At 64.7% G+C, this 15,181-nt stretch carries 8 protein-coding genes; 4 read left to right on the top strand and 4 right to left on the bottom strand.

The annotated features are described in order from the left end of the window. The first annotated feature begins 7 nt into the window (after nt 1-7). Entirely contained in the window at nt 8-6,355 is a 6,348-nt protein-coding gene (locus APH44_RS00495; protein WP_054890725.1) for a non-ribosomal peptide synthetase, read from the top strand. 119 nt (nt 6,356-6,474) lie between these two features. After that, nucleotides 6,475-7,098, top strand: coding sequence for a LysE family translocator (locus APH44_RS00490; RefSeq protein WP_054890724.1), 624 nt, complete (start codon nt 6,475-6,477; stop codon nt 7,096-7,098). A 4-nt stretch (nt 7,099-7,102) separates the two neighbouring features. Here APH44_RS00490 and APH44_RS00485 read toward each other — a convergent pair whose 3' ends face one another. From APH44_RS00485 to APH44_RS00475, 3 genes are all read right to left on the bottom strand, one after another. After that, nucleotides 7,103-8,305, bottom strand: coding sequence for an MFS transporter (locus tag APH44_RS00485; protein ID WP_054890723.1), 1,203 nt, complete (start codon nt 8,303-8,305; stop codon nt 7,103-7,105). 144 nt (nt 8,306-8,449) lie between these two features. Next, complete coding sequence (locus tag APH44_RS00480; RefSeq protein ID WP_054890722.1) at nt 8,450-9,124, bottom strand: hypothetical protein; 675 nt, start codon at nt 9,122-9,124, stop codon at nt 8,450-8,452. Further along, entirely contained in the window at nt 9,124-9,693 is a 570-nt protein-coding gene (locus APH44_RS00475; RefSeq protein WP_054890721.1) for a ComF family protein, read from the bottom strand. Before APH44_RS00475 ends, APH44_RS00480 begins: the two co-directional genes overlap by 1 nt. 215 nt (nt 9,694-9,908) lie before the next feature. On the opposite strand from APH44_RS00475, the gene APH44_RS00470 reads away from it, so the two are divergent. Then, nucleotides 9,909-10,388, top strand: coding sequence for a VOC family protein (locus tag APH44_RS00470; protein WP_054890720.1), 480 nt, complete (start codon nt 9,909-9,911; stop codon nt 10,386-10,388). A gap of 27 nt (nt 10,389-10,415) precedes the next feature. Here APH44_RS00470 and APH44_RS00465 read toward each other — a convergent pair whose 3' ends face one another. Next, entirely contained in the window at nt 10,416-12,569 is a 2,154-nt protein-coding gene (locus APH44_RS00465) for a TonB-dependent siderophore receptor (RefSeq protein WP_054890719.1), read from the bottom strand. Nucleotides 12,570-12,768: 199 nt separating this feature from the next. Here APH44_RS00465 and APH44_RS00460 point away from each other — a divergent pair, with 199 nt between their 5' ends. Then, nucleotides 12,769-15,129 carry a DNA polymerase II gene (locus APH44_RS00460; RefSeq protein WP_054890718.1) on the top strand — a complete coding sequence of 787 codons (2,361 nt, stop codon included), beginning with the start codon at nt 12,769-12,771 and terminating at the stop codon, nt 15,127-15,129. Nucleotides 15,130-15,181 lie beyond the last annotated feature (52 nt).

Raw genomic sequence — 15,181 nt, 5'->3', positions numbered from 1 at the left:
CCAGCCCATGCCTGCCGCCGATACCTACCCCCTGACCAGCGCTCAACGGGACATCTGGCTCGACCAGTTGAGCAACGGCGATTCTCCGCTCTATACCATCGGCGGCTATGTCGAACTCACGGGCGACCTGCGGCCTGACACCCTGCGCCAAGCGTTGCAGCAACTGGTGGCGGCCAACCCGGTGTTGCGCACCGAGCTGCTGCCAGGTGCCGGGGCCGACGGCCTCCCTGTGCAGCGCTTCGCCGAGCATGCCACCTTGGCATTGCCCCTGCTGGACCTGTCGGCTGAAGCTGACCCGGCAGCGGCGGCCACGGCATTGATTCAGGCGCAAATGGGCCAGGGTTATCGCTTCGACGGCACGGCACTGCTGCGTTTTGCCCTGATTCGCCTGGGGCCGGAGCACCATTGGCTGGCAACCCAGGCCCATCACCTGATTCTCGACGGCTGGGGCTTCGGCCAGATGCTCAAGGCACTGGGTGAGCATTACACCGCGCTGCTCGAAGGCGGCGAGGCACCACGGGCCCAGGCCGGTTATGCCGACTTCATCGACGAAGACCGCCAGTACCAGGGCTCGATTCGCCAGGCCCGCGATCGCGCCTACTGGCTCAAGCGCTTCGCCAGCGTGCCGGAGCCGCTGCTGGCAGCGCGTCACCCTTACCGTCGAGCCACCGATGAAGCACCTTCGCGCACCTGGGTTCAGGCGTTCCCCGATGCGTTGCACGAGCGCATGAAGCGCCTGGCCGAAGCTCACCAGGCCTCGGCGTTCCATGTACTGCTGGCTGCACTGCATGTGCTGTTCTCTCGCAGCGCACAACGCGAGGATTGGGTGGTGGGCCTGCCGCTGCTCAATCGTGGCGGCGCACGTTTCAAGGCTACGCTGGGTACCTTCGTGCAGGTCAGCGCGGTGCCGTTGGCGTTCTCTCCGGCACTGGGTTTCGCCGAACTGGTGGTCGCGATACGCGACACCCTGCGCCGCGATTTTCGCCATCAGCGGCTGGCCGTGAGCGAGCTGAACCGAGCACTGGGCCTGTTGCGCGAAGAGCGCGGGCAACTGTTCGAGGTGTCGGTCTCCTACGAGCAGGACGATCACGACTACCGTTACGGCGCGGCCAGCGCCCACACGGTGAAGGTCTCCAACAGCCACGAATCCACGCCCTTGGCCATCCATCTGCGCAGCAACCGCCATAACGACAAGGCCTGGTTGCACCTGGTGCATCACCGCGCCTGGCTGGCGAGCGACGAGGCCGAGGCGTTGGCACAGCGGCTGCTGCACGTGCTGGATCAAGGCTTGGCGACACCCGCGTTGGCGGTTGCCGATTTCGATCTGCCGACACCTGCCGAGCATCGCCAGATGCAGGCATGGAACGCGACGGGGCGTGCAGTTGGCGAGCCGCTCGTGCATCGCCGAATCGAGGCACACGCAGCGCTGATGCCCGAGGCCATTGCCGCCGTGCACGAAGGGCGCAGCCTGAGTTACGGCGAGCTCAATCAGCGGGCGAATGCACTGGCCCTGCGTCTGATCGAGCGAGGTGTGAGGCCCGAGCAGCGCGTTGCGGTGGTTGCCCGCCGTGGCCTGGATACTCTTGTGGGCCTGCTGGCGATACTCAAGGCGGGAGCGGCCTACGTACCGATCGATCCGGCACATCCGCGTGAGCGCATCGCATACCTGCTCGAAGACAGCGCACCCGTGGCACTGCTGACACAGCAGGATCTGCTGGCGCGTCTGCCACGCCATGCACTGCCGTTGATCGAACTCGACGCCTGCCCGGCAGCCGCGGCCACCTTGGACAATCCTCGCGTGGCGGGGCTTGTGGCCGAGAGCCTGGTCTATGTGATCTACACCTCAGGCTCCACCGGCCAACCCAAGGGAGTGATGGTCGAACATCGCATGCTGGCCAACCTGGTCGACTGGCATTGCGAGACTTTTGACCTGGGCGTCGGCGGACACACGTCGAGCCTCGCTGGTTTTGGTTTCGATGCCATGGCTTGGGAGGTCTGGCCAGCCTTGTGCGCGGGTGCGACGCTGCACCTGGCGCCTACCAGCGAAGGTGGCGAGGATATCGACAAGCTGCTGCGCTGGTGGCGTGCCCAGCCACTGCAGGTCAGTTTCCTGCCAACCCCGGTGGCCGAACATGCGTTCACCCAGCATGATCATCCGACCCTGCGCACCCTGCTGGTGGGGGGCGACCGGCTGCGCAGCCTGTCGCGTGAGCGGGCCTATGCGGTCATCAACAACTACGGCCCTACCGAAGCCACGGTGGTCGCCAGCTCCGGGCGGGTGATGGCGGGTGGCGCGCTGCATATTGGCACGCCTGTGGCCAATACACGGTTGTATGTGCTCGATGCGCAGCTCAAGCCATTGCCGGTCGGTGTACCGGGTGAGCTCTACGTAGCCGGCCTGGGGGTCGCTCGCGGCTACCTGAATCGCCCGCAGATGACCGCCGAGCGTTTCCTGGACGACCCATTCAGTGACGAAGCCGGCGCACGGATGTACCGCACCGGCGACCGAGTTCGCTGGCTTGCCGACGGCACCCTTGAATACCTGGGGCGCAACGACGATCAGGTGAAGATCCGCGGTGTGCGTGTCGAACTCGGCGAAATCGAGGCTGCGCTGACCAGCCACGGACAGGTGCGTGAAGCATTGGTGCTGCTGCGCGATGGCCAACTGCAGGGCTGGTTCATCGGAGATGCGGTCACTCCCGGCGACCTGCATGAGCACCTGCGCGGCCTTCTGCCTGCGGCCCTGCTGCCGGTCGGCTACCAGCGCGTCGACCACTGGCCGCTGACCGCCAATGGCAAGCTCGACCGCCGCGCCTTGCCGGCCCTGGATGAAACCGCGTCGGTACGCCGCGCCCATGAAGCACCTCGCGGCGACGTGGAGGTACGCCTGGCGGCACTCTGGAGCGAGCTGCTGGGAGTGCAGCGCATTGGTCGTCACGATCACTTCTTCGAGTTGGGCGGCCACTCGTTGCTGGCAGTGCAACTGGTGGAGCGCATGCGCCAGCAGGGCCTGCAGGCTGACGTGCAGGTCCTGTTCGGCCAGCCGACCCTGGCAAGCCTTGCCGCGGCCAGCCAGCGTTCCCTCGCTCAGGTGGAAGACAACCGTGTGCCTGCTGATTGCAGCCACATCACGCCGGCGCTGCTCAGTCTGGCGTCGCTGACCCAGGGCGAGATCGACGCCATCGTCGCGGGGATACCGGGTGGTGCGGGCAATGTGCAGGAAATCTACCCCTTGGCGCCTTTGCAGCAGGGGCTGCTCTATCACCACCTGCGCGACAGCCATGATCCTTATCAGCAACAGGCGCTGTTCGCCTTTACCGACCAGACGGCATTCGAGGCATTCGCCCACGCGTTGCAACAGGTCGTCGAGCGTCACGACATCCTGCGCACCAGCCTGGCCTGGGAAGGGCTCGAACAACCGCAGCAGGTGGTCTGGCGTCAGGCGCAATTGCCCGTGGAGGTATTGCGGGCCGGGCCGGACGATACGGCGCAGGCGTTGGCTGCGCATTACTCTGCGGCGCAACGCCCGCTGGACCTGCGTCGTGCGCCGATGATGGCGCTGGCGGGCGCCGAAGACCGTGAGCACGGTCGTTGGTTGGGGCTTTTGCGTTTCCACCATCTGGTCAACGATGCCGTGTCGGTGCAGGTGTTGCTCGGTGAGCTGCGGGCCCTGATGAGCGATCAGGGTCATACGCTGCCGGCGCCTGTGCCTTATCGCAACTATGTCGCGCTCAGCGGCGCCGAGGCGCGGCAGCAAGGGCACGAGGCGTTCCTGCGGGCATTGCTGGCAGGTGTCGAGGCACCGCCGACGTTGCCGGGCATGGTCGAGGATCATGTGCAGATGGGCGCGCTGGAGAGCCTTGGGCATGAGGTTCCGCTCGTGCTGACCGAGGCCTTGCGCCGCCTGGCCCGGCAGCAGGATGTCGGCCTGGCCAGCCTGTTCCACCTGGCTTGGGCACAGGTGCTGGGGGCACTGGGCGGTCGTGACGACGTGGTGTTCGGCAGCGTGTTGCTGGGGCGGATGATGGCGGGCGAGGGGGCCGATCGGGCGTTGGGCATGTTCATCAACAGCTTGCCCCTGCGGGTGAGCCTGGCGGGGCGCAGCGTGGCGCAGGCACTGGCCGACACCCATGCCGGGCTTGCCGCGCTATTGGGCCACGAAGATGCCCCCTTGCTGCTGGCTCAGCGTTGCAGCGGGCTGCCAGCGGGTGTGCCGCTGTTCAACAGCCTGATCAATTTCCGCCATGGGCTGGTGGCAGGGCAATCGACATTGCCAGGTGCCCGCTTGCTGGAAGCCAGCGAAGTACACAGCCATGCGCTGGTGCTGTCGGTGGATGATCAGGTCGAGGCCTTGCACCTGAACGTTCGCGCGCCGCGAGCGTTAGGTGCAGCGCGTGTGCTGGCCTACCTCGAACGTACCCTCGAGGGGCTGGTCGAGGCGCTGGAGCAGGGTGGTTCGGCACCGATCGAACAGTTGTGCAGTGTGCCTGAGAACGAGCTGCAACGGCTGCTGCACGAACTCAATGCCACCGAGGAGCCCCACGAGTTGATGCGCCAGACCCTGCCGGCGCTGTTCCAGGCCCAGGTGCTGCGCACGCCGGATGCGGTGGCGCTGCAGACCGACGAGGCGGCGCTGAGCTACCGTGAGCTCGACGAGCAGGCCAACCGTCTGGCCCATCACCTGGTGGCCCTGGGCGTACAGCCTGACACACGTGTCGGCGTCTGCATCGAGCGCGGCCTGTCGCTGCTGGTCGGGCTGCTGGGCGTGCTCAAGGCCGGCGGTGCCTACGTGCCGTTGGATCCTGGTTACCCGGATGAACGCCTGCGCTACATGGTCGAGGACAGTAAACCGCTGGCAGTGCTTGTCCATGGGGCGACACGTGGCCTGTTCGATCTGTTGGCGGTGCCGCTGGTGGATCTCGACCAGGGCGGCTGGCAAGCGCAGCCTGCCGAGGCCCCTGAGGTGCCGGCGTTGACACCCTCGAACCTTGCCTACGTGATGTACACCTCCGGCTCGACCGGCATGCCCAAAGGCGTGATGATCGAGCACCGCGGGCTGGGCAACCTCATGCACTGGGGCTCGCGCATCTGCCCGCCGCGTCCGGGTGACGCGCTGTTGCAGCGTGCGCCATTCAGCTTCGACGGTTCGGTCTGGGAGTTGTTCTGGCCGTTGTGCGCGGGTCTGCGCCTGGTGCTGGCTCGCCCCGACGGTCATCGCGATCCGGCTTACCTGGTGCAACTGGTCCAGGCTCGCCAGGTGACCACGATCAAGTTCGTCCCAGCGTTGTTGCACCAGTTTCTCGAGCAGCCGGGCGTCGAACGCTGTACGAGCCTGACCGACATCTTCTGTGGCGGGGGTGAGTTGACCCTGGCGCTGGCTGCCAGCGTGCGCCGGCGCCTGCCGCAGGTGCGCTTGCACAATGTCTATGGGCCGACCGAGGCTACGGTCGACAGCACGGCCTGGACGCTCGAACCCGATCAGCCGCTGCCGCACACGCCACCGCCGATCGGCCGGGCGATCGCCAATACCCGGCTCTACGTGCTCGATGCCCATGACCGGCCGGTGCCGATGGGCGTGGCGGGAGAGTTGCACATCGGCGGCGTCGGTGTGGCGCGCGGCTACTTGGGGTTGCCGGCGCTGCAGGCTGAGCGCTTCATCGACAGCCCGTTCGTCGAGGACGATCGGCTGTACCGCACCGGAGACCTGGTGCGCTACCGCGAGGATGGCGAGCTGGAGTTCCTCGGGCGCAACGACTTCCAGGTCAAGCTGCGCGGTTTGCGCGTCGAGCTCGGTGAAATCGAGGCACTGCTGGGTGGGCATCCCGCGCTGGGCCAGACTGTGGTCCTGGTGCGCGACGAGCGCCTGGTCGCCTATTTCACCTGCCGAGAGGGGCAACCCGCTCCGGCGCTGGATACGTTGCGTAGCCACCTGTTGGCGCGACTGCCGGAGTACATGGTGCCCTCGGCCTTCGTCGCCCTGGCCGACATGCCGCTGAGCCCCAACGGCAAGATCGACCGCAAGGCACTGCCCGAGCCCGGCGCGGAGTCGGTGATCAGCCGCGCCTACGTGGCGCCACGCAACGCGCTGGAGCAGACCCTGGCGCAGATCTGGAGCGAAGTGCTGAAAGTCGAGCAGGTTGGGCGCGACGACAACTTCTTCGAACTGGGCGGGCATTCACTGCTGGCGGTGAATCTGGTGGCGCGCATGCGCCAGGCGGGGTTGCAAGCCGACGCACGCACCTTGTTCCGTCAGCCGACGCTGGCAGGGCTGGCGGCCAGTACCGGGTGGGAAAAGCCGCAGGTCGAGATCGCAGCCACTACCATCCCGGGGCTGAAGGCACGACGCAGGATCTGAGGCGGGCAGGGGCTGCGTCGCAGCCCCGGACTCACTGTGCCGGCGAATGACCACGCCACTGTGCTTGACCGCATGGCGCCAGGGCGCAAGGCTACCGGGGTCCGCATGGAGAAAAAACAATGGACCTTTCGAGCCTGTTGCTGTTCATCCCCGCCTGCTTCGCCCTCAATATGGCGCCGGGACCCAATAACCTGCTGTCGTTGCACAACGCCAGCCGCCACGGCTTGCGCACTGCCTGCCTGGCAGGAAGCGGGCGCATCCTCGCCTTCAGCGGCATGATCGCCTTGGCGGCGATGGGGCTGGCGGTGGTGCTGCATACCAGCGAATACCTGTTCTTGAGCATCAAGCTCGTGGGCGCGGCCTACCTGTTCTATATCGCCTGGCAGCTGTGGCGGGCGCCCGTGGCAGAGGCGCCCCATGCCGGCGGGCAGCCCCGCGGTATCTGGCGCCTGGCACGGCAGGAGTTCTGGGTGGCGGCGGGCAACCCGAAGGCGATTCTCATATTCACAGCCTTCCTGCCGCAGTTCGTGTCGATCGGCAGTCCCACTCCCGTGGGCGAGCAGTTCCTTTGGCTGGGATTGTGGTTCCTGTTGCTGGAATGGGTGGCGATCGCGATCTATGCGGCGCTGGGTGCCTACCTGCAGCGCTGGTTCAACCAGCCGCGGCCACGGCGGCTGTTCAATCGGATCAGCGCCTCGTTGCTGGGGTGTGCAGGGCTTGGCTTGCTGGCTGCACGGCGATAACCCCTCAGCTGGCCTTCTCGCAGGTATCGGCAGGCAACGGGGCTTGCTCGCGTAGCGCCGACGCCACGACGAACGCCAGGGCCACCAATGTCAGGACCGGCAGCATCGCCAGGCGCAAGCCATGATGCTCGCCGATGAAACCCAGCAAGGGCGGGCCGACCAGAAACGCCAGGTAGCCCGCCGTTGCCGCCAGCCTTACCCGCTGATCGCTATGTGCACCGCTTTCCCCGGCTGCCGAGATCGCCAGGGGGAAACCCAGCGATGCGCCAATGCCCCAGAGCATTACCGCGGCTGCGGCGATCCATGGCACCTCGCAGAACACCACCAGCGCCAGGCTGCCTGCACCCAGCAGTGCGCTGGCACGCAAGGTGAGCGCCCGGCCAAAGCGGCGCACCACCGGCGCTCCGGCGAATCGACCCAGGGTCATGCCCATGGTGAACACCAGGTAGATCAGCGTGCCGGTGGTTTCTGCGAATCCGTGGCCGTCGATCATCAGCAGCGGCAGCCAGTCATTGGCTGCACCCTCGGCCAGCGCCATGGCCAGCACCACGAAACCGATCAGCAACAGGCGCCGGTCGCTGAGCAGGGCGCCCCAGGCAAATTCGGCTGCCTGCGTTGTCGGTTGGTTCGTTGCCCGTTCACTGGCCCGAGGGGCGTGGGGGACGAGGGCCAGGGTCACGCCGGCCGAAAGCAGTGCCGCGACGACCAGGTGCAGGTCCAGGGGGACCTGCAGCGCAGTCATGCCCATGCCGGCCAGCGCGCCCACCAGGGTACCGAGGCTGAAGAATCCGTGCAGGGTGGTCATGATCGGCGCATCGATTTCCCGCTCCACGGCGGCACCTTCGATGTTCACTGCGATGTCCGCCCAGCCCATGCCGATGCCGTAGATGAACAGCCCGGCAAAGGCGCACCAGGCACTGGCCAACTCGCTGCTGCCGGCGAGCACCAGCATGCCGGCGGACAGGCCGAGCAGGCCGATGCGCATCATTCGGTGCGCACCGAAGCGGGTGATCAGGCGTCCGGCACTGAGAATCCCGCACATCGCTCCGGCTGAAAATCCAAACAGGATCATCCCCATCTGTTCGGTGGAGGCCGACAGGCCGTCGCGCAGGGCTGGGGTGCGGGTGACCCAACTGGCGAGGGTCAGGCCAGGAAGCAGAAACAGCAGATACAAGGCGTAGCGGGCCAGGCGGTGGGTGGCAGGCATGGTACAGACTCGCTGGAATAATTTCGTACGGATGTACGAATAAATCGTACGGATGTCCGAAAAGGGCGTCAATCCCGTATTGAGTCGTGTGCGGGCTGAATGTTCAAACCTTTCCACAGGCAACCGGCGCCCGGCCGGTTGCCTTCAGGAGAACAGGTCGGCGCCGGTGGATGTAGAGATCGCGTCCAGCTTGGCTTGCAACTCGGCCACCCGGCGTTGGTGTCGGGCGATGGCCGTGAGGTGTTCATCGATCTGCTGACGAATAGCTACCGGATCTTCGACTTTCCTCGAGAGCCGTTCGATCCGCCTGGACAAGCCGACCTTCTTGTCGGCCTCCAGGCGAGCCGGCTCGTCCATCTGGGCGATGAGCGCCTGCAGATCGTCCAGACAATGGACGTTGCAGAACAATCCCGCGGCCTGACGGTAAACCACCGACTTCCGGGCTCTGTCCAGCAGTTCGAAGACGTTGCTCAAGGTGCCGGGGCTTTTGCCGTCCCAGATCATCAGGCCGAAATCCGCTGCTTCGGCCATTTCCAGGTCCTTGGCGGTGTAGAACGCGCGACCCCTGGCATTGGCGGGTGGGCAGACAGCCACGAGTGGCCATGCTCCAAGGTTGTGGCGAGGCGTGTCACCGGTGCAGTACACCGTAACGGCGGCGTACTGGCGATTGGCGAAATACTGCTGCACGCATTGGTCCACGCCTGCGGCATCACCGACCAGAACTTCATGGCCGCTGGCAACGATATTGTCGAGCCGCGCCTCGACCTGGGAGTCGAGACGCTTGAGCGTGATCGAGCCGGAGATGAAAACCTTCGGCATCAATGCCTCCGTGTAAGGGTGACGACTGCAATTGAGCGGATGCTAGCGTATCCGCGCAGGGCGGTACAGGCGGCTTCCAGCGAGGCGCCAGTGTCGAACAGGTCGTCGAGCAGCAGGATATTGCACGGGTGGAGTTTGTCGTGGGTGACAAAGCAACCTTGCAGCGCAGCGCAACGCTCCTCATAGGTCGCCAGGTCTTTCATTGCGACGGTGCTGCTGTGCTTGATCAGTGTCTGGTCGCAGTACTCGAGCTCCAGCAGCTGGGCTACCCGTTCTGCCACCGCGTGCACGGGCTGGCGAGTACGCTGGCGGCTGGCGGGCATGGGCAGCACGACATCCACCGGGACATTCTGTATCGCATGGGCGACAGATTCTGCGAGAAAGTCCACCAGGTCGTAGTCGTCGCGGTACTTGAGCTGGAACACAGCCTCGCCGATGGCGGTGCGGGTGGTGTCGAACTGCATGTAGCCTTGGGCGTTTTCGCCGACCGGCACGCTGTAGAGGACATGTTTGTCGAGGCTGATACCGTAATCCCAGGCGTCGTTGCCCGGCAGTTCGCGTATGTCCATGTTGGGCTTCCTTGTCGTTGATATGCCAGAGATGTTCGAACGGCTATCAATCAGCCGCGGTGGCAATGTTGCGACGGGGAAGTCCCAATTTCGACTTCTCGCTTTCCGTTTCTTGCGTAGGAAAATTCCGAGTTTTCCGTGTGTCGCCCTCGTCAGCCACCTGTGACGGGCCCGGCTAGACTGCTCAGGATCATCCACCGATCCGGGAGCGCGCCATGCCCAGCAAGAACACCATCTGTCTGTGGTTCGACAGCGATGCCGAGGCGGCGGCGCAGTTCTACGCCGACACCTTCCCCGACAGCCGTGTGGTGGCCGTGCACAAGGCGCCGGGTGACTATCCCTCGGGCAAGGAGGGTGATGTGCTTACGGTGGAGTTCATCGTGATGGGCATCCCGTGCCTGGGCCTCAATGGTGGGGCCGCGTTCAAGCATTCCGAGGCGTTTTCGTTCCAGGTGGCCACTGACGACCAGGCCGAGACCGATCGCTACTGGCACGCGATCATCGATAACGGTGGCCAGGCCAGCGTGTGCGGCTGGTGCAAGGATAAATGGGGGCTGTCGTGGCAGATCAGTCCGCGGGTGCTGACCGACGCGGTCGGCGGTAGCGACCGCGCGGCAGCCAAGCGGGCGTTCGAGGCGATGATGAATATGGACAAGATCGACATCGCCACGATCGAGCGCGCGATCAAGGGCTGACAGGCCTGGCCCGCCAGCCCGCGAGGGTCAGAAGCTGTACTTGGCCGTCAGCATCAGGTTGCGTGGATCGCCGAAGGTGTCGCCGCCGTAGTCCACCGACTTCGAGATGGACGAGTAGTACTTCCTGTCGAAGATGTTGTTGGCGTTGAGCTGCAGGTCCAGATGCTGGTTGACCTGATAGCCGGCCAACAGGTCGGTGACTGCGTAGCTACCTTGTACCAACCGATAGTTGCCGCCATTGACCGGGATGTCGTTGTACATCCGGCTCTGCCAGGTGATGCCGCCGCCCACTCGCAGTTTTTCCAGCGGGCCCTGGAAGCGATAGGTGGTGAACAGCTTGAACTGGTGTTCTGGCGTGTCGGACTTGAGCGGCTTGTTGACGCTCGCCGGGTTCTTCTCGTCCTTGATGGTGTGCACGCGGGCGTAGGTATAGCCGGTGCCGATCTGCCAATGGTCGGTCAGTGCACCCTGCAGTTCGAAATCGATACCTTGGCTGCGTACTTCGCCCGAGGCTTCATAGCAGGTCATCTGCGGGCAGTTGGCCGCGCCGATCTGGACCTGACGGTTTTCCTGGTCGATACGGAACACCGCAAGGCTGGCGTTCAGGGCACCATCGAAATATTCGCCCTTGATGCCGACTTCATAGTTCTTGCCGACGATCGGGATGATCGGCTTGCCGGAGACGTCCTTGCCGCTCTGCGGAGTGAAGATGTCGGTGTAGCTCACATACACCGAGTGATGCTCGTCCAGGTCATAGATCAGGCCGCCGTAGCGAGTGACGTTGCGGGTCACCTTGTAGTCGCCGTCGTTGTTGTCTCGCTGGTCGTAGTCGTACCAGTCCAGGCGTCCGCCGAGAATCAGCTTGAGCGGGTCTGCCAGGCTCAGGCGGGTGGTGGCGTAAACGCCTTCCTGGTTGATCAGGTAGCGACTGTTGCCAGTGTGCAGGAAGTTCGGCTTGCCGCTATCGAGCGGATAGTCGCTGTCATAGGGGCTGTATTCGCGCTCGTTCATGTCGTAGATGCGCTTGCTGGCACCCAGCACCAATTCATGGCTGCGGCCCAGCAGCTCGAAGGGGCCACTGGCGAAGGCGTCGAGACCCAGTTGGTTCTCGTCGTGCGCGGACTGGTAGACCGTCCTGCTCAGGGTCTTGGCAGTGTTCCAGCGCGACAGGTAAGAACCGCGGAACAGTGCGTTCTGCTCGCTGTAGTTGGCGTTGACCTGCAGCTTCCAGTCATTGGCCAGGTGGTGGCGCACTTCGGCGAAGAGGGTGTTGATCTCCTGGTCCTTGTCTTCCCAGTCGGTGCCGGGGTTGTACGAACGCGACACATCCAGGTGATGGCCGCTGAGGTCGGTCGGGATGGCCCCCCAGAAGAAATTGGTCTTGTCCTTCTGGTGCGAAAAGCCCAGGGTCAAGGTGGTGTCGTCGCTCAGGTCGGCTTCGCTGATGGCATAGAACAGCCCATGGTTTTCTTCCTGACCATCACGGAATCCGTTGGCGTCGCGGTAGGAGGTCACTATCCGGCCGCGCAGGGTGCCGCTGTCGTTGAGCGGGCTGGAGGCGTCGAGCTCGCCGCGGTAGTTGTCCCAGCTACCGGCCGCGCCGGTGACGGTGACTTTCTGTTCGGCCAGTGGGCGCTTGCGCACCAGGTTGATGGCCGCTGATGGTGTACCGGCGCCTGTGACCAGACCGGTGGAGCCGCGAACCACTTCGACGCGGTCGAACATCGCCAGGTTGGGTTGGGCGCCAACCACCCAACCGGTATAGGCGCTTGGGATGCCGTCGTACATCAGGTTGTCGACGTCGAAGCCTCGGGCGGTGTAGCTCTGGCGGCCGGGGCCGCTGGACTGGTTGAGGAACAGCCCCGGGGTGTAGCGGGCCACGTCGTTGATGCTGGTCATGTTCTGGTCGTCCATGCGCTGACGGGTGATCACGGTGACCGCCTGCGGGGTCTCGCGCATGGTCAACGGCAGCTTGGTCGCGGTGTTCATGGCGCCGGTGGTGTAGGACGTACTGCCTTCGGTGGTGCTGCCCAGCCGGTTGTCGCTGATCTCGGTGGCGCCCAGTTCCAGCGCTGCGGGTGGTTGCTGGTCGTCAGCCATGGCATGGGGCAGGGTGCTGAAACCGATGGCCAGGGTCAGCAGGTTGAGCGCGAAACGACGAGGCGGAGCAGCAGGGGTCATGCCTGGATATCCTTGTTGCTAGTGCTTATGAGAATGATTGGCAATAAGTTTGTCAGGATTTGTCGCGCCCCGAAAGCGTGGTATGCCAAAAAAAAAGACAAATTTTTCACATCTGCCCGCGTGTTGCAGAATCGCCAGACGTCCCGGGGCTTGCGCAAAGCGGGTAGAATTCGCGCTTGATCAAGTGTGTGAGGTCCATGTGGAGCTGCAGCAGGGTTTTGTCCTGACCCGCCATTGGCATGACACCCCCGACGGCACGTGCGTGGAGTTCTGGCTGGCCACCGACCAGGGCCCCCGGCGTGTGCGCCTGGGCGCGCAGGTTTCGGTGGCGTTCGTGCCCGCGCAGCAGGCCGCACATGCACAACTGTTGCTCGGCGATGAGCCGGGCGCAGAGCTGCGCCCCCTTGAACTGCGCGACTTTCAGCAGCGGCCGGTGATGGGCCTTTACTGCCGTCAACATCGCCAACTGATGGCCTTGGACAAACGCCTGCGCACCGCCGGCGTCGAGGTGCTGGAAGCCGACATCCGACCGCCGGAGCGCTATCTGATGGAGCGCTTCATTACCGCGCCGGTCTTGTTCGGTGGTCGTGTCGATGCCCAGGGAACGGTCGTGGATGCCCAGCTCAAGCCTCATCCGGACTACCGCCCGAGCCTGCGCCTGGTGTCTCTGGATATCGAGACCAGCGAACGGGGCGAGCTGTACAGCATCGCGCTGGAGGGATGCGGTCAGCGCCAGGTCTACATGCTCGGACCTCCCAACGGCCCAATGCAGGTGGAGGATTTCGACCTGCACTACTGCGCCGACCGTGGCCAGTTGCTCGAGTGCCTCAACCGCTGGTTGGAGCGTCACGACCCGGACGCGATCATCGGCTGGAACCTGGTGCAGTTCGACCTGCGTATCCTCCATGATCACGCTCGGCAGTTGCAGGTGCCTCTGTGCCTGGGCCGCGATGGTGCGCCGATGACCCTGCGCGAGCATGGCAGCCGCACGCATTTCTTCGCCGATGCGCCGGGGCGGCTATTGATCGACGGCATCGAAGCCCTGCGCTCGGCGACCTGGAGCTTCCCCTCGTTCAGCCTGGAAAACGTCGCCCAGACCCTGCTGGGGGAAGGCAAGGCCATCGACACTCCCTACCAGCGCATGGATGAGATCAACCGGATGTTCGCCCAGGACAAGCCGGCCCTGGCGCGCTACAACCTCAAGGATTGCGAGCTGGTCACCCGCATCTTCGAGCACACCCGGCTGCTCGACTTCCTTCTTGAACGTGCCACGGTGACTGGCCTGCCGGTGGACCGCAGCGGCGGCTCGGTGGCGGCGTTCTGTCACCTTTACATCCCGGCCATGCACCGGCTGGGCTTCGTCGCGCCGAGCCTGGGCAGCCGCGAGGGCGAGGCCAGCCCAGGCGGGTTCGTCATGGACTCGCGGCCAGGCTTGTACGAATCGGTGCTGGTGCTGGACTACAAGAGCCTGTACCCGTCGATCATCCGTACCTTCCTGATCGACCCGGTGGGGCTGGTGGAAGGCTTGCGCGAGCCCGATCAGACAAGCTCGGTCGAGGGCTTTCGTGGCGCCCGCTTCTCGCGTACCCGCCACGCCTTGCCAGCCATCGTCGAGCGGGTCTGGCAGAATCGCGAAGCGGCGAAGAAAGCGGGTAACGCTCCGTTGTCCCAGGCCCTGAAGATCATCATGAATGCCTTCTACGGCGTGCTTGGCTCCAGCGGTTGTCGGTTCTTCGACCCGCGCCTGGCATCGTCGATCACCCTGCGCGGGCATCAGATCATGCGCCAGACCCGGGCGCTGATCGAAGCACGTGGTTATGACGTGATCTATGGCGACACCGATTCCACCTTCGTCTGGCTCAAGGGGGCGCACGACGAGGAGCAGGCGGCGCGTATCGGGCGTGCACTGGTGGCTGAGGTCAACCAGTGGTGGCGCGAGCATTTGGATCAAGAGCTGGGGCTGCACAGTGCGCTGGAGCTGCAGTTCGAAACCCACTACCGGCGCTTCCTGATGCCGACCATCCGCGGCACCGAGGAGGGCAGCAAGAAGCGCTATGCCGGGTTGGTACAGCGCGCAGACGGCCAGGACGAGGTGGTGTACAAAGGGCTGGAGTCGGTACGCACCGACTGGTCGCCGCTGGCCCGGCAGTTCCAGCAGGAGCTGTATGGCCGGATCTTTCGGGGCCAACCCTACCGCGACTATGTGCGCGATTATGTACGACGCACGCTGTTGGGCGAACAGGATGAACTGCTGGTGTATCGCAAGCGGCTGCGTCGCCCTTTGCAGGACTACCAGCGCAACGTGCCTCCCCATGTGCGCGCCGCGCGCCTTGCCGATGAATACAACCTGCGCCTGGGTCGCCCGCTGCAATACCAGCGGGGAGGCTGGATCAGCTACCTCATCACCACGGCAGGCCCGGAGCCTCTGGAGAACCTGCAGTCGCCAGTCGATCACGAGCACTACCTGAGCCGGCAGTTGCAGCCGGTGGCGGATGCGATCTTGCCGTTCGTTGGGGATGATTTCGCCAGCCTGACCGATCGTCAGCTCCTGCTCTTCTGAGGGCCCCGCCGCACGCTCGGTGGGCCGCCGTCGGGGTGGCATCTATCTACTG

Origin of the sequence: Pseudomonas sp. NBRC 111143 (assembly GCF_001320965.1) — a bacterium.
GTDB classification, from domain to species: Bacteria; Pseudomonadota; Gammaproteobacteria; order Pseudomonadales; family Pseudomonadaceae; genus Aquipseudomonas; species Aquipseudomonas machongensis.
Note: the sequence above shows the minus strand (reverse complement) of the source record. Positions and strands in the feature narration are given on the sequence as shown.